The following is a 20,549-nucleotide window of genomic DNA, read 5'->3' on the forward strand; positions in this document are numbered from 1 at the left end:
TAGAAACAATATTTGATTTTGGTCATATTTCATAAATAAAAAAACTCTAATTTTGAGGCATGATTTCAGCATTAGCCCATAAAATAACTGCACTTGTTTTTGTGTTTATATTATTTGCACAAAATATAAGCACGCTCGTTATTATTGGTGAATTTGTTGTAAATCAAGATTTTATTGCAAAAAACTTGTGCGTACAAAAAGAAAATCAGCAGGGTTGTAATGGCAAATGTCATTTAATGAAAGAATTAAAGGACAGCGATACCGATTCCAAAACCACCATTCCCGTTAAGGAAACCCGCCGTTTTTCATTGGATGCGTTCTGCCTGTTCGATATTAAAAGTATGGAAAGCAACCATTCTATTTATAAAGATTTGCGTTTCGGCTTAACCAAAAATTCGGCAAATCTTATCGTAACCTATTTTGATATAGATACGCCACCCCCTATTATTTCTTGATTTTTTAGCTTTTTGATGGTCGTTTAGCACTATCCATTTTTTTTCTGAAGTTACAATCGGAACAGAAAAGCTACACCCATTCTATAAACCAAGGGGCACCATTAATTTTTCGCAGTAGGCCGATGGATGGATGGTGTGCCATTGCAAATCATTTTATAAAATCAATAAATAATTACCATGAAAATTAAATATATCATTCCCATTTTAATCATCTCACTATTTTCAGTAGCGTGCTCAACCGACGATGATACTGATGTAAACGAACTGGAAGGACTTACAAAAGTGCAGGAACTATCAAACAATACACATTCTATTGAACTATATACTGCAAACGGACAATTTTCAACAGGCTATAATGCCATAAGCATCCGTATTAAGGATAACGTTTCAAACACGTACATCGAAAATGCATCGCTTACTTGGAACCCGGTGATGCAAATGCCCACTATGCAACATTCCTGCCCAAAATCAACCGTTGCAAAAGTTTCAGGGAAAACAACGGTTTATGAAGGCTACATCATTTATCAAATGGCAAATTTAGATGGTTCAGGTTGGTCCTTGTCCGTAAATTATACCGTAAATGGCGTAAGTTATGATGCTACCGGTACCATTGTAGTTAAACAGGCGGCCAAACAAAACGTAACCAGCTTTATGGGTAGCGATAACAAACGCTATATTATAGCCTTATTAGAGCCAAAAATGCCCAAAATAGGCAACAATAAAATGGTTGTTGGTTTGTACAAAATGGAAAACATGATGTCGTTCCCCGTGGTTGAAAACTATACCATTACCCTAGACCCACGAATGCCAAGTATGGAAAACCACAGCTCGCCAAATAACACCGATTTAACTTATAAGGCTGATGATACCATGTACCATGGCAACCTATCGCTTACCATGACGGGCTATTGGGTACTAAATTTAAAACTTCTAAATGCCCAAAACGAGGTGTTAAAAGGCGAGAATATAACCCTGGAAACCGTTAAAAGCTCGCTGTATTTAGAATTGGAGTTTTAAAGCCTTTTTTTCATTATCACAACAGGTACGTTGATTGGCAATTTTCAACGTATCTGTTTAAAAAATCATAGCAATGAAAAAGTTTATCATTTTTGGGGTTTGTGTTTTATCGAGTATCTTACTAAATGCCCAAGAACCAGAATATACTACTAAAAAAGACACCACAAAACTTAGTGAAATTACTGTTTTGGGCAGGCACACATTAAGCAATTACAGGCAAGAAAAAACCCTGTCGAGCATTGATGATTATTTAGAAAAATCGAATAAAATAACCATGATAAAACGTGGTGGCTATGCTTGGGAAGCTTCTATGAACAATATGAACAGCAACCAATTATCTGTAACCATTGATGGGATGCAAATCTTTGGAGCCTGTACCGACAAAATGGACCCCATTACCTCGTATGTAGATGTGTCAAATTTGGAAAAAGTCACTGTTCAATCGGGGCAAGAAGGTACTGAAAACGGGCATTGCCTAGGCGGCGGTATTGATTTGCAATTGCCAACCCCGTCCTTTAATGGAAGTGGTTTAAAAACCACCGCCGATTTGGGTTACGAAACCAACGGCAACTATAAAACTGCAGGTATGGATATGGCATACAGTGGCAACACATTTTACATCAATGCCGATGGTATTTACAGAAAATCGGATAATTACGATGCTGGCGGCAACAAGGAAGTCTTGTACTCGCAATTTGAAAAGTATAACATCTCTTTACAAAGCGGTTATAAACTGAACGAAAATGAATCGTTGGACGCCAACGTTATATATGATAGAGCTACCGATGTAGGTTACCCCGCTTTGCCCATGGACGTTTCGCTGGCGGAAGCGTTGATTGCCTCGGTTTCCCATAATTACCAAAACGATTCTACCTTTATAAAATCGTTGGAAACCAAATTGTACTTTAATACCATCACCCACATCATGGACGATTCAAAGCGCCCCATAGTGCCCATTCGCATGGATATGCCGGGGTGGAGCGATACTTACGGTTTTTATAGCAAAGCGACCATAAAAAAGAATAACCATAACATGTTGGTAAACCTTAACGGGTTTTACAACAAATCGCTGGCAGAAATGACCATGTACCCCAACAATCCCAACGAATCCCCAATGTTTATGTACACATGGCCAGATATCCGTACACTTTACACTGGTCTCTATGTGAAGGATGCCATAGCAATAAATGCCCTTGAAACCCTGTCGGCATCCATTCGTATGGGATTCCATCAAAACAAAATTGCCAAAGCGGCAGGTGTGGAAAGTCTGCAAATTTTCTATCCAAATATCACCGATTCCAAAAACCGATTACTTACCAGTTTTTCAGGTAATTACCAACTTAAAAAAGAACTATTCGATGTGGCGTTGGGTGTAGGTTACGGCGAAAGAGCACCCACCGTAAGCGAAGGTTATGGCTTCTATCTTTTCAATAGTTTTGAAAATTTCGACTATATAGGCAACCCTAACTTAAAAAACGAAAAAGCCTTGGAAGCTAATTTCAACGCCAACTTTCATAAAAACAACCTTCATTTAGGGGTTGAAACGTCCTATTTTCATATCATGAATTATATAATTGGCACTATTAACCCCGCATTAAGTACCATGACAATTGGTGCCAATGGCGTAAAAATGTATGGCGCACTGGCACACGCCTCTATTTTCGATGTGTATCTCAATGCTTCCTACCAACTATCAAAACCATTTTCAATTAATGGTAGCTTGGGTTACAATTATGGAACAGGAAGTAATAATAAACCGCTGCCCTTTATTAAACCGTTTTCGTATCTAACCGAAATAAACTATGCTACAATCCGTTTTAATGCGGCTTTACAACTGGAAGGCAACGGAAACCAAAGCCAATATAGCAGTTTTTATGGTGAAGATGAAACACCCGGATACGCCGTAATCAATGCAAATTTTGGCAACGTATTTTATAATCATACAAATAAAATAGTGCTAAAATATGGGGTAGAGAACCTCTTGGACACCAACTATTCCAGTTATGCCGATTGGAACAATATTCCGCGACAAGGACGCAATTTTTATATAAACCTATCGTATATTTTGCCATAGCATCACGCTTTGCAACTAAAAATTTAACGCCCAACACCAAATGCTTTTCGTGCCATTGTTGTTGGGCTTTTTTGCTGCCATAACGTGTTTGTATACGGTTTTTTGCATAGATTAAGAACCTAATGTAGCAAATAAAAACCGATTAGAAAATCCACGAGGATTCTCGTAATTAGGCTAGAACCAAGCAATAAATTATATACGGCAATAGTTTTTAAAATTTAACATCAAATTGTAAGGTCGTTTCGTTTATTTCGTTTAATATTGTATAGAGTTAACTAAAAACAGCGACAATGGAAACTTATAATAATATTAATAAACCATCAAAAGATGAGCAAAAACTAGCTCTAGAATCCTATGATACCTTAGCTTCTGTAATTGAACAGTTGAAGTCAGAAAACCCAGAGATTGAAATCGAAGAGACAGAGGAGAGGATTAAAATCCCTTTAAGTGCTTTAAAATTTTTGGGTGATATATTAAAGACAATGAGCCAAGGAAAACCATTTTCTTTAGTTCCTGTAGCTACTGAAGTTACAACTCAAAAAGCCGCAGAAATAATTGGTTGTTCAAGACCTCATTTAGTTAAGTTACTTGAAGAAGGTGAAATAGAATATACTAAAGTTGGAAAACATAGAAGGGTTAAGTTTGAAGATGTTATGAGATATAAAAGGAGAATGAAGAAAATTCAGAAACAAAATATTATTGATATAATGAAGTCGGACGAAGAATTAGGAATTTATGATTCATAGTGTAAGATTTAAATGTGTTTTAGATACTAATGTAATTTATCCAATCGAAATTAGGGATTTATTATTTTGGTTTGCTTATTATGAATTGTTCACTCCAAAATGGAGTGAACATATTTTTGATGAGTGGAGAGATGTAATGATAAGAAAGGGTATAAGCGAAGATGAAGCTAATAAAAGAGTTGAAAAAGCAAATATAGCTTTTCCAGATGCTCTAGTTAGCAATTATTCTGGCTTGATTAATAGTTTGGAATTACCTGACCCTAAAGATAGACACGTTCTTGCAGCAGCAATTAAGACAAACGCAAATGTCATTGTTACTAATAATATTAAAGATTTTCCAAAAAATTATTTAGCTTCTTTTGGATTAACAGTGAAAACGGCTGATGATTTTTTAACAGACATAATTGATTTAAATCCAGAGCAAGCAGTCAAAGCTTTTAAGCAATTGGTACTAAATAGAAGAAATCCAGATTTGGATGAATTTCAAGTTTTGGATATTTTAAGAAATAGGGGGTTGAAAGATACTGCCGATTTTCTACATTCTCAATTGTAGTGAAATTATTGCCATAGTAAGCACTAACAAGCATAAAACCACCTGTTTTTATCGGTTTTAAAATCTTAAAGAAACTTTAAACTACCCACATTTCTGGGATTTCTAATTCAAAAGTTTTAATTTTATTGATATTTCAATTTATATGACAAATATCATATTCTTAAACTGGCGCAACATATATTTTTGACCTGTAAAAAAGATATTTTTGTCTTATTTAAAAACCAATGCACCAATTAATAACACTAAAACAAAAAATTAAAATGAAACAGTTAAAATATGCACTCGGACTATCGGTGGCTTTCATGCTTTTTTTTACATCATGTTTTAATAATGAGGAAAAAAAATATGAAAATGCCGAAGATATTCCCGTAAACAAAGAAATGATTGCTGAGTTAACCTCGCCACCCCATGTACCTACCCCCGTTGGGAAAAGAAAAGCAAAAAAACTTATCGTTAAAATGGAAATTCTTGAAAAAGAAGGCGAGATGACCGATGGCGTTAAATATGTATATTGGACCTTTGGCGGCACGGTTCCGGGAAGTTTTATAAGAACCCGCGTGGGCGATGAGGTAGAGTTCCATTTACAGAACCACCCAAATAATAAATTACCGCACAACATCGATTTGCATGCCGTAAACGGCCCAGGTGGTGGAGCAGAATCATCATTTGTAGCCCCAGGGCACGAAAAAACCTTTTCGTTCAAAACCTTAAATCCTGGTTTGTATGTTTACCATTGTGCCACAGCTCCGGTTGGTATGCACATTGCAAACGGCATGTACGGTTTAATTTTAGTTGAGCCAGAAGGTGGTTTGCCCCCAGTTGACAAAGAATACTACATCATGCAAGGCGATTTTTATACCAAAGGTGCCAATGGCGAACGTGGTTTGCAACCTTTCGATATGCAAAAAGCCGTGGATGAAAAAGCAGACTATGTAGTGTTTAATGGAAAAGTAGGTGCTTTAACCGGCGATAATGCCATTACTGCAAAAGTGGGCGAAACCGTTAGGCTTTTTGTTGGTAACGGTGGCCCTGGCCTAACTTCGGCCTTTCATGTTATAGGGGAAATATTCGATAAAGTTCACATTGAAGGTGGCGATAAAATAAACGAAAATGTACAAACCACCGTCATCCCCCCAGGAGGCGCAGCCATTGTAGAGTTTCGTGTTGAAGTTCCGGGCACCTTCATTTTAGTCGATCACGCTATTTTTAGAGCCTTCAATAAAGGAGCCTTGGGTATGTTGAAGGTTGAAGGCGAAAAAGACAAGAAAATTTATTCAGGTGAATTGCGCGACGACGTTTATTTACCAGAAGGCCCAGGCATCCAAACCATGCCTACCACAGGTGAAGTTGTAGCTTCTGAAATACCCGCCAAATCGATTGAAGAGCAAATAAAATTTGGTAAAAATATTTATATGCAAACCTGTTTTGCCTGTCATCAAGCAGAAGGCCAAGGCATACCGAACGCCTTTCCTCCATTGGCAAAATCAGATTATTTGAATGCTGATGTTGATAGAGCCATTGGCATTGTTTTGCACGGAAAAACAGGAGAAATCACCGTTAATGGTCAAAAATACAATAGTGTAATGACCAAACAAATGCTTTCTTCGGCTGAAATCGCCAATGTATTGACCTATGTTTATAACAGTTGGGGCAACTCAGGAAAAGTAGTAACTACCGATATGGTTGAAAAAGTAAAGAACAAAAAATAAATCATACCAATGAAAACCCACGCCTTTAAACTTTTAGTTGCTTTTTTAGTGCTTCAACCACTACTTTTCGCGCAGTCTAAAGGCATGGTTTCCATTAAAGGAAGTCGGTATATCCCGCTTTACGGTCGCGATTCCACGGTAGTTGAGGTTTCGGATTTTGAAATGGACGCCTATCCTGTTACCAACAAGGATTATGTAGATTTTGTAAAAAAATATCCAAAATGGCGCAAATCGAAAGTTATTAAACTATTTGCCGATAACAGTTATTTGTCCAACTGGAAAAACGACCTAGAATTGAAGGATTCTGAAAAACCAAACAGCCCCGTAACCTATGTTTCGTGGTTTGCGGCTAAAGAATACTGCGAATGTCAAGGCAAACGCCTACCCACGGTCGATGAATGGGAATATGCTGCCATGGCCGATGAAACCACCAAAGATGCACGCATCAAACCTTCCTACAATGCACAAATCTTGTCGTGGTACGAAGCGCCCCGATCTAACGAAAACACAATTGGGAACCATCCAAAAAATGTGTGGGGCGTTTACGATTTGCACGGACTGGTTTGGGAATGGACACAAGATTTCAATTCGGTTCTCATAACGGGCGAATCCAGAAAAGATTCCGACAAGGACAGTAAGCTGTTTTGTGGAAGCGCTTCCTTAAACGCCACCAATTTAATGAATTACGCCGCCTTTATGCGTTATGCCATTCGGGGTAGTTTGAAAGCCAAATATTCCATGAAAAACCTTGGTTTTAGATGTGTAAAGGATAGTAAATTAGTGAAATAGTTATTGGTTATTAAGGTGATGCCTTACTACCTCAATAACCCAACAACCCAACAACAATGAACTACATAAAATACATTCTGTTAACATTCATCACCGTTTTTACATTTCAAAGTTGCAATTCCGAAAAAAAATCGAAAGGCGACACTGTTGAAGTCTATCAATGCCCCATGCAATGTGAAGGCGAAAAAACCTATACTGAACCCGGAAGTTGCCCCGTTTGTAACATGGACTTAAAAGCGGTTGAAAAAACTTCAAAAGTAGAAAATGATGGTGCCATTTCCGAAGAATCCATATTCAATTTAACTTCTCTATGGCATACCCAAAACGACAAAACCATTCAGCTTAAAGACTTAAAGGGCAAAACCTTGGTAATGGTGATGATTTACACATCCTGTAAAGCGGCGTGCCCACGGTTGGCCGCAGATATGCGCCACATTGAGGCACAAATTCCAGATGAAAAAATAAAGAACATCCAGTTTGTATTGGTTAGTATCGACCCAAAAGTTGATACGCCAGAAAAACTAAAAGCCTTTGCCAAAGAAAACGCTATGGATGGTGAACAATGGACCTTCTTGCAAGGTACCGAAAGCGGTGTTCGTGAGTTTGCAAACGTGCTATCGGTAAAATACAAAGAAATTTCACCCATCGATTTTTCACATTCAAACATCATCAGCGTGTTTAACCCACAAGGTGAATTGGTGCACCAACAGGAAGGTTTGGGGGTTAACAACGAAACAACCGTACATACCATCCTGGACGTAACAAAAACATAGAATACTAATCAAATCTAAATAAATATGTTATCAAAAAAACAAGCACGTGCCTTTTTTCTTGGGGGAACTGTCGTTACTTTTTTAATATTTATTGGCCTTACCATTTACTCGTTCAGTAAAGCCCAAGACCAATCAAATGATGAAGAAATAACGGAAGCAGTTGTTCGCGGAAAAGATCTTTGGGAAGCCAATAACTGTATGGGGTGCCATACCGTATTAGGCGAAGGAGCCTATTATGCTCCAGAATTGACAAAAGTAATCGACCGACGAGGTGCAGGTTACGTTACAGCCGTTTTAATGACCCCCGTTTCTTGGGAGCCTAACGGACGGAAAATGGTTGCCTACGGCTTTTCAAAAGAAGAAGCCAACGACCTGATTGCCTTTTTTGAATGGATTGGCAAAATTGACCTAAATGGCTTCGACCGCGTAGTATCACCATTATCAAAAGACGAAAACTAAACTAAAAATTATACAAATGAAATATAAATCACAAAAAGTAGCGTATTGGTTTTTTGCGCTCTCCATGTTATTGTTTGGGCTTCAAATAGTATATGGTTTTATAATGGGTTTTGCACACGCCGGTATGGATGGTTTGCACGATGTTATTCCGTTTAACACAGCAAGGGCGGTACACACTAATTTATTGGTGGTTTGGTTATTGTCTGGTTTTATGGGTGCTGCTTACTATATAATACCAGAAGAAGCGCAACACGAATTGGTAAGCGTAAAATTGGCTTATGTACAGTTAATAAGTTTAGCGGTTGTGGGCGTGGTCGCCATTGTTGGCTATCATTTTAACTATTGGGAAGGACGCAAGTTTTTAGAAATCCCAAGACCTTTGGATTACCTGGTGGTTGTAAACGTTCTTTTATTTTTAGGACTTATTTTAGTAACGCTTTTTAAAGGAAAACGACGAACCACCACCGCTTTGGTGCTTTCTATGGGGCTTCTTTTCGCGGCACTTTTATACTTACCGGGAATGCTCCCTTTTGACAGCCAAGTTAAAGACTCATTCTTTAGATGGTGGGTAGTGCATTTATGGGTTGAAGGCGTTTGGGAACTTATTATGGGCGGTATCTTATCTTTCCTTTTAATCAAACTTACAGGGGTTGATAGGGAAGTTATTGAAAAATGGCTGTACGTTATTGTTGGGTTAACTTTCTTATCGGGTGTTCTAGGTACTGGCCACCATTACTACTACATAGGGGTAAACAAAATTTGGCTAATCGTGGGCGGTATTTTCTCTGCGTTAGAGCCTTTAGCCTTTTTGGCCATGGCACTATTTGCGGTTAATATGTACCGAAAAGGTGAAAAAAAACACCCAAATACCTTGGCTTTATACTGGACCCTCGGTGCTGCCATCGTATCGTTTATAGGCGCTGGCCTGTTAGGTTTTGCACATACGTTGCCACAAACCAATTTATATACGCACGGTACGTTGGTTACCGCCATGCACGGTCACTTAGCGTTTTGGGGCGCTTATGCCATGATCGTTTTGGCCATCATCAGTTATAGTTTGCCTAACCTTACTGGGCGAAAATTATACGACAGTTCGTTAGGTCGAATGGCTTTTTGGTTCTCTAATATTGGAATTTTAGGAATGACGGTTGCCTTTGGGGTTGCTGGCGTTGTTCAAGTGTATTTGGAGCGGAAATTGAAAATGGAGTTTATGGCAGTTCAAAAGGAAATTGAAATCCACTTCATTGTTTTAATAATCTGCGCTACGTTATTTACTACCGGAATCATTATGTACATGATAGATTTCTATAAACACGGAACACCAACCGATGAAGCCTTAGAAACAACACCTCATTAAATTAATTCAAATAAACTAAACCAGGGTTAACTTTCACACAGATTCTTAGCTCTGGTTTTTTATTAAAATAAGCAACAAATGAATGTACCGTATTATTACGCCATCGATAAGGAATTAGATGTTTTTGAGCATGCCCATACCTGTAAAATCCCGCTTTTGCTAAAGGGGCCCACAGGCACCGGAAAGTCGCGTTTTGTAGAACACATGGCACATAAATTAAAATCAGGTTTAATTACCATTTCCTGCCATGAGGAAACATCATCAACCGATTTAATAGGGCGCTTCATTATCAAAGGTGCCGAAACCGTTTGGCTGGATGGCCCCTTAACTACCGCCGTTAAAAATGGCTCTATTTTCTATCTTGATGAAATTGCCGAAGCGCGACCCGACGTTATTGTTGCCATACATTCCCTAACCGACCACCGGCGCGAGCTGTTTATTGATAAGTTGGGCGAAACCGTAAAAGCACATGAAAACTTTATGCTTGTTGCATCCTTCAACCCCGGCTATCAACGCGGGTTTAAAGAGTTGAAACCTTCAACGCGCCAACGCTTTGTCGCACTTTCATTTGCATATCCTGAAGCAAAAATTGAAGCTGAAATTTTAACTTCAGAAACAAACATTCCCATGGATGTTGCTAAAAAATTGGTAAACATAGCCACAAAAATTAGGAACCTTACCGAACTTGGGCTTACCGAAACGGTTTCAACACGCTTATTGGTAGATGCCGCAAAATTAATCCATACTGGGCTGCCAAAACGTTTAGCGGTGCATGTGGCCGTTATTGAGCCTTTAACCGACGATTTGGAAGTGGTTCAAGCACTTAAAGATTTAAGCGATTTAATGATATGAAAAGGTTTTTTTCACGCAAAGGCGCGAAGCTTTGAACTTGAAACCATAAACTGAAAAGAATGTTTGAATTCGAGCCAGATGAATACATATTTACCAAGTTTGCCTTTTTCTTCAAAAAACGGAAAAAGAAAAAAGAGGCAGCACTCGAACATGCCGTAAACTTAAGCGACATCAAACCCAGGCTTTCCATTTTTGCCCGTGCCATTACCGGTGAACCCATTGAACTATTTGAGGCCGAACGTGAAGGTGGCTATAAAAACAATAACTTTTTTTTACCAACAAAATTTTCCGATTTTGAAACCGAGGAAGAAAACCTCTCGTTTTATCTCTTCAGGATCCTCTACCTCGCCATTCAAAAAAATTTAGATTTTAATTGGAACGATTCCGCAGAGCACAACACCTCCGAATCGCAGCAAAAAGCTCAAGAAACTTCAGAAGAAGTTTTAAAAGAACTGTTCAATCAATTTCCCATAACCGAGAAATACCATCAAAAATTCGTTTCCTTCTATAAAAATAAGGCCACCGAAAAACAACCGGCCGACCTCTCGTTTATTTATGGAAAATGGATGAAAAACACGCCAGAAGACGATGCCGAAAACCAACTTAAAAACTTTTCGGAAAAAGTAAAAACGGCAAATCAAGAACAACCAAAAACTACTATCAAATCGAGAGCCGTTGAAGAAATCATCTCGGTTCAAATAGACCAAAAACAAATAGAGGACTCTGTGCTTCAACACCGATTTGAAAAAGTGGAAACTGCCGAAGAGTTTGGGGGTAATTTTAGGGATATGGACGGTGACGACGATTTGGAGGACCATTCCAACGCGCTCGACGAGGTTCAAATGAAGCACACCGTTCGGGTGGACGATACGGCACACTCGGTGTATCAAGCCGAATTTACCGAAAACACAACCATCTTGGAAAGTGCAGAAAGTGAGAGCAACGGCCCTTTTATCCATTACGATGAATGGGATTATACCAAACGTGCCTACAAAAACGATTTTTGCAAAGTATATCCAAAAACACAGCTAAAAACAGATGTTTCCTATTATAAAAAAACACTTAACGAAAACCGCTCCACATTGGTAGGTTTGCGTAAAATGCTTACCACGGTAAACAACAAATACCAGCAACAACGCAGGCAAACACAGGGTGAAGAGTTTGATATTGATGCGATAACCGATTTGTTTATCGATGTAAAATCCGGCCATACTCCTTCAGAAAAAATATATCTGTCCAAACGTAAAAAGGAAAAAGACCTGTCCATTTTATTGCTGTTGGATATTAGCCTTTCTAGCGATGGTTACGCCGCCGGAAACCGCGTTATTGATGTCGAGAAACAAGTGTCCATTTTGTTTGGCGAAATTTTAAATGAGTTTAACATCGATTTCTCTATTGATTGTTTTTATTCTAAAACACGCAACCATTCATCCTATTTAGGCCTAAAAAACTTTGACGAGCATTGGGATACCGCCAAATACCGCATTGGCGCCATAGAACCCAGTGGTTATACCCGTATTGGTGCGGCACTGCGCCATTCTGGAGCCTTGTTGGATAAGCGCGAAACCAAAAACAAATGGGTCATTTTAATATCGGACGGCAAACCAAATGATTACGATAAATACGAAGGCAAATACGGTGTTAACGATGTAAAACAAGCCTTGCGCGAACTTAACGAACGCCAAATAAACTCGTATGCTTTGGCCATTGAGGCACAAGCCAAATACTATTTGCCCCAAATGTTCGGGCAAAACCACTATCAAATTCTTACCACGCCCGTTGAACTGTTACAGTCTATGGTGAAGTTGTATGAAAAAATTAAGCATCAATCATAAATTAAAATTTTAGCATAATATCCCATCAAAATGAACTCATTTTTACCCACAGTAGAACAATTACCAAAAGGGCATCCTATAAAAGTATATTACCAGGAAAGCGCCTTAATACAAGATTTGATTTTAGAACTAAACGATTCCAACCCTGTTGAAGACTTTCAGAAATATTTCAACATTTTCAATCAATTAACCACCATCGAAAAACGTTTCAAACGAAAAGAAAACCAATTGTTTCCCTATTTAGAAAAACATAATTGGCACGGGCCATCGCAAGGCATGTGGTCGTTTCACGATAATTTACGCGAGCAAATACGGTTGCTAAACGGCTATAATTCAGAAAAGAATACCGCAAAAATAACGGAAAACATTCCTTATTTGGTTGAAGGCATAACGCGTTTGCTTACCATTGAAGATGGCCGCTTGTTTCCAAATGCCATGGATTTAATTTCGGAAGATGAATGGAAAGAATTTTATATAGGCGACGAGGAAATTGGCTGGATGCTTCCCGAAAAACCATGTCCGTACCCGCCCGTTGAAGCAACTTATGTGCACCCAAGTCAAGATTTTTCAACCCGCGATCTATCGTTTTCACTAGAAAACACCTTCCATTACGATGAAGGTTACATGACCCCCGAACAGGTTAACCTTTTACTCCGTTTCCTGCCCATCGATATCACCTATGTTGACGAAAACGACAAAGTTATTTTTTATAACCGTGGCGACGACCGTGTTTTTGCACGTAGCAAAGGTATTATTGGCCGTGAAGTGCGTTTTTGCCATCCGCCAAAAAGTGTGGATATGGTATTGCGTATTGTAGATGAATTTAGGGCGGGCACCAAAGATGTTGCCGAATTCTGGTTCAACTTTAAAGGTCAGATTATCCATATTCGGTATTTTGCCATTCGCGATAACAACAAGCAATACAAAGGCGTGATTGAAATGTCGCAAGATATTACAGACATTCAAAAACTACAAGGCGAAAAACGACTATTAGATTGGGATTAAAGCATGGAAACACAAGAAATAAACTATAAAAATATTTTTTACCCACCCGGTGGCATCTTAATATGGATTATCATATTTTTAGAACTGTTCACTTTTGGTGCAGCTCTTGTTGCCATGGTTTATTATGGCAAACAAGCGGTTGAAATATTTCATGCCTCAAGGCTTCAATTAAATGCCACTTTTGGTATGGTAAACACCCTATTTCTGTTAACCAGTGGTTATTTTATGGCTATTTCTGTAGAAGCATTAAAGCTAAAAAACACAGATAAATTTAAAAAACTACTCCTAGTAACCATGTTTTTTGGGTTGTGCTTTCTGGGTTTAAAAAGCTTCGAATATGCCACAAAACTACACGAGGGCTTTGCTATTGGTTACAACACATTTTTCACTTTTTACTGGATGCTTACCTTATTTCATGTTATCCATGTGCTGGTTGGATTGGTTATTCTAACCTCGGTTTACTTCGGCATTAGCAAAAAAAACAGCACCACAACCCTTGAAGATGTCGAGGCCAGTGCCGCATTTTGGCACATGTGCGATTTAATTTGGATCTTACTGTTCCCCATCATTTATTTACTTTTTTAGCATGCACAAAACAAGTACCATCGCCTATATCATATTAATAGCGCTTACCATCACATCGGCGTTACTTTCAAAATTGGGCACACCGTATGTAGCGCTCCTTATTTTGCTGCTCGCCGTATTCAAGTTTATAGCAATCGCGTTTCAATTTATGGAACTAAAAAAAGCAAACCCCTTTTGGAAGGTGATGGTTGTTGGGTTTGTGCTGCTTTTTACGGTTATAGTATGGGCCATTAAGTAGCCCTCAAACTCTTTTTTGGGCGTTACCCAAGGGTCGGGCTTTACGCTGTATCTTTTTAAAACGTCATTGCGAGTACGAAGCACGAAGCAATCTGCCAATATTCAGTTCCATCCAAAGTTTGTTCTCCCTAGTTTTAAAAAGGATGCCGCTTCAATCCCTAACGCACATGCCGTTTAGTTACCGTATTTATCTCCAAAATTCATCATCCAGCTTGTCCACAAAATCAGCCTCCTGATGTATTTTTTCTATATATTCCAATTGCGCTTCGGTGGCCACTTTCTGTATTTCCGGAAACAGCACACGCTCCTCAAACCTTATATGGGCATCCAGCGTTTCTTCAATGTTGCTTAATGCGGCTGCTATATCTTCATCTACCAAAAACAAGCGTTTTAAACGTCTGTGGTCTGCCAAGGCGCGTTTTACCAACTCGTTGTCGGCCTCCAAAATGGTAAAAATATGCTGTTCCTCCATATCAAAATGAGGAATAAGATGATTTTTAAAAAACCAATCGGCGTAGGTTTTTATTCGATTTGGTTCAATATTCTTGCTAAAACCTGCCCTGATTTTCCAAGACAATAACAATCCGTGATGATGTTCCCTACTTAATGGTTGTAGCGCTTTATGGCGTTTCATGGGTTTATGCGACATGGGTTTTGGTGTTTAAAATTGAAAGTATAAAGCATCCAATGCCTAATGGCAATAAGATACTACATAAAAATAACAGAACATAATAATTTGGCAAAAACCCTTTTCCGAAGTAAAAAAAACAGCCTTGAACAAACAAAATAGCTTCTGTTAAAACAAAACCCAAAAGAAAAGCATACAGCCCAAAAACAACGGTTTTGTTGGTTTTTGTTAAATTGTTTTGCAGTAAAAAAGCAAATAAAAACCCCGAAACCACGCCCAACATGGTTAAATGGATAAACCCAATAACAAAATTTTTGTATTGGTAAGCCATATTTGAAATTTCAGGAAATAAGGATGCTGATTGCAATGCAATTTTCAAAATAAAGCACAGCAACGCAAACCAATAGAGCCATTGGGTTATTTGTGATTGTGTTTTAAGTAAAACCTGTAGTGCCGGTTTTGCCATTTTTAAAAAATAAAACAAGGCTGCTAGTTGCAACAAAACACCCAAACCATTTATCCACAGTAACGAAACGTGCGGTACAAACCAGTTTACGGGCAAAGCAAAGGTTAAAACCGTGGCAACAATTAAAAGGCCGAAAAACAAACGGAATTCTTTAGAATCATGCAGTTGCAATTGATGGCACAATACAGCAAGAACCGCAATTAAAAACCACCCGTTAAACTGAAAATGTAAAAAAAACTGGATGGCTATTTGGTAAAATGCCGAGGCTTGCCCAACCGTTGCTACTGCTGGCCCTAAACACCAAACACCTGCGGTGGAAACCAACATAAAAACCAAGGCGGTTTTTAACAAATAGCTGGTGACCTTGGATGGTGTGCTGTGATTTTTAAAAATAAGGTAGGCAAAATAGTAACTGCAAAAAATATGCAAGGTTGAAAAAGTAATGGAAACCGCCGCATAGCCTTGAAACGGAAAACTGAGCAACATGCCTAAAACCGCCAATTCGGTAAGCCAAAACAACCTATTGTATAGGGGCTTTTTTTCTGGAACAAAATAATGTACAATAAGCACAAAAAGCATTAAATACACCCAACCCAACATGGCCACGTGCGAATGGGCATGCGTTAAAAACCTGTAATTATAAGCTGCTGGTTGTACAAAAAAATAGCGCAACGCCAAACCCAAAAGGGCTGCCACAAAAAAGTTGAGCAAGCATACCAAAACAAGTTTTTTAGGCATTATAAATGGTTTATATGAAACTTCGCAGTTTAAAAAAAATGGCATTGACTGCTAGTGATGGTTCAAAATTAAAAATTCCAGAAGACAAAAAAGCATGCTCCTGGAATTTTATTGGCTGTTAAATAGGGAAATATAAAATCAATCTATGTTTGCTATTAACCAAATTGCTGTTCTAATTTAATAGCCGCAGGAAATAAAATATTGTTTTCTAAATGAATGTGCAAGTGCAAATCCTTTTCAAATTCGTCCAACATTGCGAAGGTTACACGGTAGGTGTTACAAGCATCGGCAGGTGGGTTGTAGTTGTTTGTTAATTCAGCAATTTTCCTAAAACGTTCACCTTCATTTTCATGTTCTTCCATCATCATAGCAATGGGGTTTCCAACCGTTCCAAATTGGGGCGATTGAATGGCTACGTTGTCCAATTTTGCCTTTACCATGCGCTTTACAAACGGGAATAGAATAAGCTCTTCTTTTTTCATGTGTGAAGCCAGTTCGCCGGCAGATGCCGTAAAAAGTTCGTTTATTTCAAACAATTCCGGATGCCTTTGCCCATGAACAGCACACAATTTGCTTAAAAATTGTTTCAATACCGGTGCTTTTTCTTCTACATAACGGTGGTGTTTTTTCTCGATATATTCGGCCAACAAATCCAAGGGCCATGATTTATAATCGATAGATTGGTCTGTTTTTGAGTTCAAAACGGCTTCCAGTTCATCTATTAGCGTTTGTGGGCTAAGACCTTTTTTATCGCATACTTCTGCAACGGTTCTGTCGCCTTTGCAGCAAAAATCGATACCATATTTGTTAAATACGGCAGCGGTTCTAAAATCGTCGGCCACAAATTGTCCGATTTGTTTTTGTGAATCTTTTTCTAATGTTTCCATGGTCATCTGCTAACCTTTTTCAAAAAAAGGTGTTTCTTTTTTATTAAACAATTTATTTCGGATATTTTTATCCTATTTATATTCAAATTTTTTTAGGTCTTTAAAAATGAGCCGCCCGCTTTAATGTCGAGCGCCAACTCTTCAAGACTTGTGTTTTCTAGCATAAATTTAAGCTCGTCCCTTACCAATTTAAACTTGTCGTGTACAGGACATGGGTGGTTTTCATCGCATTTTTGCAAGCCCAAACCGCAACCGTTATAAATGCTATCGCCATCAATGGCTTTTACTATTTGCGCCAATTTTATGGCCCCAATGGTTTTTTTATCCAACTCAAAACCACCATGAGCTCCTTTAATCGAGTAAACAATGTTGTTTCTTGCCAAAGCCTGTAAAATTTTGGCGGTAAAGGCTTGTGGCGAATTAATTTCTTCGGCAATTTCCTTGGGGCTTACCCGTTTGCCCTCAAACGAATTGATAGCGATAAAAATGGCGGCCTTGATGCCATATTCACAAGCTTTTGAAAACATAAAATCTCAATATTTGATGCAAATATACAACTATTTTTTAATTAAGACAAATTTATCCGAATTAATTTTTAATGCGCCACGAATGTATAAATTTGATGTTTTATGGGGAAACGTTGATGTATGTGAGCCGACCATGAATTTTATGTTCTGAAAAATCAGCGTTTTGTTAAATTTATGGTAAACGTTTATGTGCAAACAAAGCAACGACCAAACGGTTGAACTAAAATAAGCAATGTTTTTTACACGGTGTTGTAAAACGTTTTTCATTCTTTTTTCTTCCTAAACAGATAAGGAATTATACCACTCAAAGCAATAAATCCAGTCATAAACAATGTCGTTTCTAATTCAATTTTCAAAAAATAAAACAGAGTCATAACAGAAACACAAGCATAGGTCAAAACTATTGAGTCCAAAAATAATTTATTCTGGTGGTTTTCAAATCGGTTTAAGATAATCTCATATTTATTGTTTTTTAAAAAATAAAAATAATTTATTCCAATCAAAATCAATGGTATAGCTCCAAATCCTTTTTCCCCAATTGATTCAATATCGTATTCTATGTAAATCAGAATAGAAAAAATATTAAAAGCTAAAATCATTGAGATGGCAATAATCGTTGACCAGTCAGGAATAGATTTATTTGTTATGCTCGTATTTCTATAAATACTAAAAAAAACGTAATCATAAACTTTACTCATTGGTTTCTCTCAAATGTTTTACAACATAGGTACAACACAAATCTATAAAATCCCAAAGACTTTCAATCAAAGAAATATATAATTCGTGTCTAAATTTATTCTATTTATTTATAGGCATTTCGTAACCACACTTTTTGCCATTCGCGCTTTAAAATCAAGAACGTAACCTCTTCTGATAGTTTAAGCAAATCGCTCCCATCCAAGGCTTTGATGCTTTTTTCTGAAACATCAATAATGTAAAGCAGGTTTAGGTAATCGGTAAATTTTTCTTGAATGAGCTTAAAAACGGTTTCATGAAGCAAATATTTTAGGCTTGTTGGAAGAATTTCTTCATCAAACCCAAGATTGATGTTTGCTAGCAAAAAATCCTTGTTAAGTTGGTGGATGAGTTTTTTATATAACTCCAGTTCATGGGCTTCATCAATTAAGGCTTCAAAAGTGGTTGGCAACTGCATCAAACGGTTCGGTTCATTAAATTAGTGCCAAATGCCCGTAACAAGTGCTTTTTTTCTTCTGAAATATTTAAAAAAGCCAACCCTGAAAATGCCTTATCGGTAAAGTTTTGAATGGCTTCTTTTGTAGCAAGGGCCGAACCACTTTCAACAAAAATTTGCTTTACGGTTTCAATTTTTTGATGCTTGTCTTTAGGGGTCTCGCTAAAAAGTTTTATAAGTTTCAACCTGTTTTCTTCATTTGAAAACTCCAAAGCTTTAATGTACAAATAGGTTTTTTTGTTCTCAATTATATCGCCTCCCACTTGTTTGCCAAACGTTTCGGGGTTTCCGAAGGCATCCAAATAATCGTCTTGCAACTGGAACGCAATGCCCAAATTTTTGCCAAATTCGTAAAGGTGGTTTTGATCTTCTTCCGAAGCATTGGCAACAATAGCGCCCATTTTCATGGCAGCCCCCACCAAAACAGCGGTTTTAAATTCAATCATTTTTAAATATTCTGCTACCGAAACATGGGTTCTGGTTTCAAAATCGACATCGTATTGCTGCCCTTCGCATACTTCCAAAGCGGTTTTACTGAACAGTTTAGCCAACGCTTGAAACGTTGCGGGTTCGTAGTTTTCAAAAAGCTGGTAGGCCATGATTAACATGGCATCGCCAGACAGAATACCGGTATTCACATTCCACTTTTCATGAACGGTTTTTTGGCCTCTTCGCAAGGGTGCATCGTCCATAATATCATCGTGCACCAACGAAAAATTGTGGAACACCTCAACACTTAACGCTGCATTTAGGGCATTTTTATAGTCGGCATTAAAAATTTCGGCCGATAACAATGTTAACACCGGGCGCAAACGCTTGCCTCCTAAATGTAAAATATACTGTATGGGTTGGTACAAACCCAAGGGTTCTTTTACCGTTGCATACGCTTGAAGGTAAGCAACAAAGGCTTTTTGATATGTTTCTATGGACTGCATGAAACAAAAATAAGTTAATTGCGTCTATTTATAAGTTTGAAAATAAAATTTAATAAGAAAATTGGCTCTACTGCGGAAACTTTTTTGGTTTTTAAAGTTTCCTGAGTATATTTGCACCCTGTTATGAGAAAAAAAATTTTACAGAAATCGGCCGAACTCTTTTTAAACCTAGGTTTTAAAAGCGTTACCATGGACGATATTGCCCACGAAATGGCCATATCGAAAAAAACCATTTATGTGCATTTTCCAAACAAAACCAAATTGGTGGAAGCCGTAACATTCGAGGTTTTTGAAACTATTTGTGAAGGAATTGATGGCATTAGCAACACCTCATTAAACCCCATAGAACAGCTATACGACATAAAAATGTTTGTGATGCAGCATTTGAAAGATGAAAAAACCTCGCCACAATACCAGCTAAAAAAATATTACCCGCAAATTTACCAACGTTTGCACATGAAACAATTTGAAAAAATGCACGAATCGGTAAAGGAAAGTCTTCAAAAAGGAATCCAGCTCGAATTGTTTCGCCCAACCATTAATGTCGATTTTATTTCAAGAATGTACTTTAACGGCATGATAGGGATAAAAGACGAACAGTATTTTCCTAAAACCCTATACGCTACCGAGTACTTGATGGAAAGCTACCTAGAATACCATTTAAGGGCCATTGTTACCGAAAAAGGGCTTTTGGTATTGAACACGTTTATAACAACAAATCAATCATAAA

General features: G+C 37.9%; 23 protein-coding genes. 16 read left to right on the forward strand and 7 right to left on the reverse strand.

Annotation, left to right across the window (positions count from 1 at the left end; translation table 11 throughout):
• Window positions 1–59: 59 nt before the first annotated feature.
• The 15 genes from GQO80_RS13355 (at window position 60) to GQO80_RS13425 (ending at window position 14,447) form a co-directional block, all read left to right on the forward strand.
• On the forward strand, window positions 60–455 hold the full coding sequence (locus tag GQO80_RS13355; RefSeq protein WP_157208867.1) for a hypothetical protein: 396 nt from the start codon (window positions 60–62) through the stop codon (window positions 453–455).
• Between the two features lie 177 nt (window positions 456–632).
• Window positions 633–1,472 (forward strand): hypothetical protein, encoded by an 840-nt coding sequence (locus tag GQO80_RS13360; protein WP_157208868.1) that lies wholly within the window; start codon window positions 633–635, stop codon window positions 1,470–1,472.
• 73 nt (window positions 1,473–1,545) lie between these two features.
• Window positions 1,546–3,546: a TonB-dependent receptor plug domain-containing protein gene (locus tag GQO80_RS13365; protein WP_157208869.1), complete on the forward strand. Its 2,001-nt coding sequence runs from the start codon at window positions 1,546–1,548 to the stop codon at window positions 3,544–3,546.
• Between the two features lie 290 nt (window positions 3,547–3,836).
• Entirely contained in the window at window positions 3,837–4,292 is a 456-nt protein-coding gene (locus GQO80_RS13370; protein WP_157208870.1) for a helix-turn-helix domain-containing protein, read from the forward strand.
• Window positions 4,282–4,845 carry a PIN domain-containing protein gene (locus tag GQO80_RS13375; protein ID WP_157208871.1) on the forward strand — a complete coding sequence of 188 codons (564 nt, stop codon included), beginning with the start codon at window positions 4,282–4,284 and terminating at the stop codon, window positions 4,843–4,845. The genes GQO80_RS13370 and GQO80_RS13375 overlap by 11 nt, the downstream gene beginning before the upstream one ends.
• 260 nt (window positions 4,846–5,105) lie before the next feature.
• Window positions 5,106–6,554 carry a copper-containing nitrite reductase gene (gene nirK / locus GQO80_RS13380; protein WP_157208872.1) on the forward strand — a complete coding sequence of 483 codons (1,449 nt, stop codon included), beginning with the start codon at window positions 5,106–5,108 and terminating at the stop codon, window positions 6,552–6,554.
• 9 nt (window positions 6,555–6,563) lie between these two features.
• A complete protein-coding gene (locus tag GQO80_RS13385; protein WP_157208873.1) occupies window positions 6,564–7,343 on the forward strand; it encodes a formylglycine-generating enzyme family protein in 780 nt (259 codons plus the stop codon).
• 56 nt (window positions 7,344–7,399) lie between these two features.
• Window positions 7,400–8,116, forward strand: a complete 717-nt coding sequence (locus GQO80_RS13390) for an SCO family protein (protein ID WP_157208874.1) — start codon at window positions 7,400–7,402, stop codon at window positions 8,114–8,116.
• 24 nt (window positions 8,117–8,140) lie between these two features.
• A complete protein-coding gene (locus tag GQO80_RS13395; RefSeq protein ID WP_157208875.1) occupies window positions 8,141–8,575 on the forward strand; it encodes a c-type cytochrome in 435 nt (144 codons plus the stop codon).
• A 16-nt stretch (window positions 8,576–8,591) separates the two neighbouring features.
• Window positions 8,592–9,932 (forward strand): cbb3-type cytochrome c oxidase subunit I, encoded by a 1,341-nt coding sequence (locus GQO80_RS13400; protein ID WP_157208876.1) that lies wholly within the window; start codon window positions 8,592–8,594, stop codon window positions 9,930–9,932.
• Between the two features lie 78 nt (window positions 9,933–10,010).
• Complete coding sequence (locus GQO80_RS13405; protein ID WP_157208877.1) at window positions 10,011–10,784, forward strand: CbbQ/NirQ/NorQ/GpvN family protein; 774 nt, start codon at window positions 10,011–10,013, stop codon at window positions 10,782–10,784.
• A gap of 59 nt (window positions 10,785–10,843) precedes the next feature.
• Window positions 10,844–12,619, forward strand: a complete 1,776-nt coding sequence (locus tag GQO80_RS13410; RefSeq protein WP_157208878.1) for a nitric oxide reductase activation protein NorD — start codon at window positions 10,844–10,846, stop codon at window positions 12,617–12,619.
• A 30-nt stretch (window positions 12,620–12,649) separates the two neighbouring features.
• Complete coding sequence (locus tag GQO80_RS13415) at window positions 12,650–13,624, forward strand: DUF438 domain-containing protein (RefSeq protein WP_157208879.1); 975 nt, start codon at window positions 12,650–12,652, stop codon at window positions 13,622–13,624.
• Between the two features lie 3 nt (window positions 13,625–13,627).
• On the forward strand, window positions 13,628–14,209 hold the full coding sequence (locus tag GQO80_RS13420) for a cytochrome c oxidase subunit 3 (RefSeq protein WP_157208880.1): 582 nt from the start codon (window positions 13,628–13,630) through the stop codon (window positions 14,207–14,209).
• A gap of 1 nt (window position 14,210) precedes the next feature.
• On the forward strand, window positions 14,211–14,447 hold the full coding sequence (locus GQO80_RS13425) for a cytochrome C oxidase subunit IV family protein (RefSeq protein ID WP_157208881.1): 237 nt from the start codon (window positions 14,211–14,213) through the stop codon (window positions 14,445–14,447).
• Between the two features lie 186 nt (window positions 14,448–14,633).
• On the opposite strand, the gene GQO80_RS13430 is transcribed toward GQO80_RS13425, so the two are convergent.
• The 7 genes from GQO80_RS13430 to GQO80_RS13460 form a co-directional block, all read right to left on the reverse strand.
• Window positions 14,634–15,095 carry a hemerythrin domain-containing protein gene (locus GQO80_RS13430; protein WP_157208882.1) on the reverse strand — a complete coding sequence of 154 codons (462 nt, stop codon included), beginning with the start codon at window positions 15,093–15,095 and terminating at the stop codon, window positions 14,634–14,636.
• Window positions 15,085–16,278 (reverse strand): hypothetical protein, encoded by a 1,194-nt coding sequence (locus tag GQO80_RS13435; protein WP_157208883.1) that lies wholly within the window; start codon window positions 16,276–16,278, stop codon window positions 15,085–15,087. The genes GQO80_RS13430 and GQO80_RS13435 overlap by 11 nt, the downstream gene beginning before the upstream one ends.
• A gap of 155 nt (window positions 16,279–16,433) precedes the next feature.
• Window positions 16,434–17,165 carry an iron-sulfur cluster repair di-iron protein gene (ric, locus tag GQO80_RS13440; RefSeq protein ID WP_157208884.1) on the reverse strand — a complete coding sequence of 244 codons (732 nt, stop codon included), beginning with the start codon at window positions 17,163–17,165 and terminating at the stop codon, window positions 16,434–16,436.
• 92 nt (window positions 17,166–17,257) lie between these two features.
• Window positions 17,258–17,692: an RrF2 family transcriptional regulator gene (locus tag GQO80_RS13445; protein WP_157208885.1), complete on the reverse strand. Its 435-nt coding sequence runs from the start codon at window positions 17,690–17,692 to the stop codon at window positions 17,258–17,260.
• Between the two features lie 263 nt (window positions 17,693–17,955).
• Complete coding sequence (locus tag GQO80_RS13450; RefSeq protein ID WP_157208886.1) at window positions 17,956–18,390, reverse strand: hypothetical protein; 435 nt, start codon at window positions 18,388–18,390, stop codon at window positions 17,956–17,958.
• 104 nt (window positions 18,391–18,494) lie between these two features.
• The gene (locus tag GQO80_RS13455; protein ID WP_157208921.1) at window positions 18,495–18,845 is read right to left on the reverse strand and encodes a hypothetical protein; all 351 of its coding nucleotides are present in this window, start codon (window positions 18,843–18,845) and stop codon (window positions 18,495–18,497) included.
• Complete coding sequence (locus tag GQO80_RS13460) at window positions 18,845–19,819, reverse strand: polyprenyl synthetase family protein (protein ID WP_157208887.1); 975 nt, start codon at window positions 19,817–19,819, stop codon at window positions 18,845–18,847. Before GQO80_RS13460 ends, GQO80_RS13455 begins: the two co-directional genes overlap by 1 nt.
• Window positions 19,820–19,942: 123 nt before the next feature.
• Here GQO80_RS13460 and GQO80_RS13465 point away from each other — a divergent pair, with 123 nt between their 5' ends.
• Window positions 19,943–20,548, forward strand: coding sequence for a TetR/AcrR family transcriptional regulator (locus tag GQO80_RS13465; protein WP_157208888.1), 606 nt, complete (start codon window positions 19,943–19,945; stop codon window positions 20,546–20,548).
• The last annotated feature ends 1 nt before the right edge of the window (window position 20,549 follow it).

Origin of the sequence: Mariniflexile maritimum (assembly GCF_009746565.1) — a bacterium.
In the GTDB taxonomy this organism is placed as follows: Bacteria; Bacteroidota; Bacteroidia; order Flavobacteriales; family Flavobacteriaceae; genus Mariniflexile; species Mariniflexile maritimum.

What these genes read in the sequence shown, in the direction of transcription:
- GQO80_RS13355 (WP_157208867.1), top strand. Translation starts at nt 60, where the DNA reads ATGATTTCAGCATTAGCCCATAAAATAACTGCACTTGTTTTTGTGTTT.
- GQO80_RS13360 (WP_157208868.1), top strand. Translation starts at nt 633, where the DNA reads ATGAAAATTAAATATATCATTCCCATTTTAATCATCTCACTATTTTCA.
- GQO80_RS13365 (WP_157208869.1), top strand. Translation starts at nt 1,546, where the DNA reads ATGAAAAAGTTTATCATTTTTGGGGTTTGTGTTTTATCGAGTATCTTA.
- GQO80_RS13370 (WP_157208870.1), top strand. Translation starts at nt 3,837, where the DNA reads ATGGAAACTTATAATAATATTAATAAACCATCAAAAGATGAGCAAAAA.
- GQO80_RS13375 (WP_157208871.1), top strand. Translation starts at nt 4,282, where the DNA reads ATGATTCATAGTGTAAGATTTAAATGTGTTTTAGATACTAATGTAATT.
- nirK (WP_157208872.1), top strand. Translation starts at nt 5,106, where the DNA reads ATGAAACAGTTAAAATATGCACTCGGACTATCGGTGGCTTTCATGCTT.
- GQO80_RS13385 (WP_157208873.1), top strand. Translation starts at nt 6,564, where the DNA reads ATGAAAACCCACGCCTTTAAACTTTTAGTTGCTTTTTTAGTGCTTCAA.
- GQO80_RS13390 (WP_157208874.1), top strand. Translation starts at nt 7,400, where the DNA reads ATGAACTACATAAAATACATTCTGTTAACATTCATCACCGTTTTTACA.
- GQO80_RS13395 (WP_157208875.1), top strand. Translation starts at nt 8,141, where the DNA reads ATGTTATCAAAAAAACAAGCACGTGCCTTTTTTCTTGGGGGAACTGTC.
- GQO80_RS13400 (WP_157208876.1), top strand. Translation starts at nt 8,592, where the DNA reads ATGAAATATAAATCACAAAAAGTAGCGTATTGGTTTTTTGCGCTCTCC.
- GQO80_RS13405 (WP_157208877.1), top strand. Translation starts at nt 10,011, where the DNA reads ATGAATGTACCGTATTATTACGCCATCGATAAGGAATTAGATGTTTTT.
- GQO80_RS13410 (WP_157208878.1), top strand. Translation starts at nt 10,844, where the DNA reads ATGTTTGAATTCGAGCCAGATGAATACATATTTACCAAGTTTGCCTTT.
- GQO80_RS13415 (WP_157208879.1), top strand. Translation starts at nt 12,650, where the DNA reads ATGAACTCATTTTTACCCACAGTAGAACAATTACCAAAAGGGCATCCT.
- GQO80_RS13420 (WP_157208880.1), top strand. Translation starts at nt 13,628, where the DNA reads ATGGAAACACAAGAAATAAACTATAAAAATATTTTTTACCCACCCGGT.
- GQO80_RS13425 (WP_157208881.1), top strand. Translation starts at nt 14,211, where the DNA reads ATGCACAAAACAAGTACCATCGCCTATATCATATTAATAGCGCTTACC.
- GQO80_RS13430 (WP_157208882.1), bottom strand. Translation starts at nt 15,095, where the DNA reads ATGTCGCATAAACCCATGAAACGCCATAAAGCGCTACAACCATTAAGT.
- GQO80_RS13435 (WP_157208883.1), bottom strand. Translation starts at nt 16,278, where the DNA reads ATGCCTAAAAAACTTGTTTTGGTATGCTTGCTCAACTTTTTTGTGGCA.
- ric (WP_157208884.1), bottom strand. Translation starts at nt 17,165, where the DNA reads ATGGAAACATTAGAAAAAGATTCACAAAAACAAATCGGACAATTTGTG.
- GQO80_RS13445 (WP_157208885.1), bottom strand. Translation starts at nt 17,692, where the DNA reads ATGTTTTCAAAAGCTTGTGAATATGGCATCAAGGCCGCCATTTTTATC.
- GQO80_RS13450 (WP_157208886.1), bottom strand. Translation starts at nt 18,390, where the DNA reads ATGAGTAAAGTTTATGATTACGTTTTTTTTAGTATTTATAGAAATACG.
- GQO80_RS13455 (WP_157208921.1), bottom strand. Translation starts at nt 18,845, where the DNA reads ATGCAGTTGCCAACCACTTTTGAAGCCTTAATTGATGAAGCCCATGAA.
- GQO80_RS13460 (WP_157208887.1), bottom strand. Translation starts at nt 19,819, where the DNA reads ATGCAGTCCATAGAAACATATCAAAAAGCCTTTGTTGCTTACCTTCAA.
- GQO80_RS13465 (WP_157208888.1), top strand. Translation starts at nt 19,943, where the DNA reads ATGAGAAAAAAAATTTTACAGAAATCGGCCGAACTCTTTTTAAACCTA.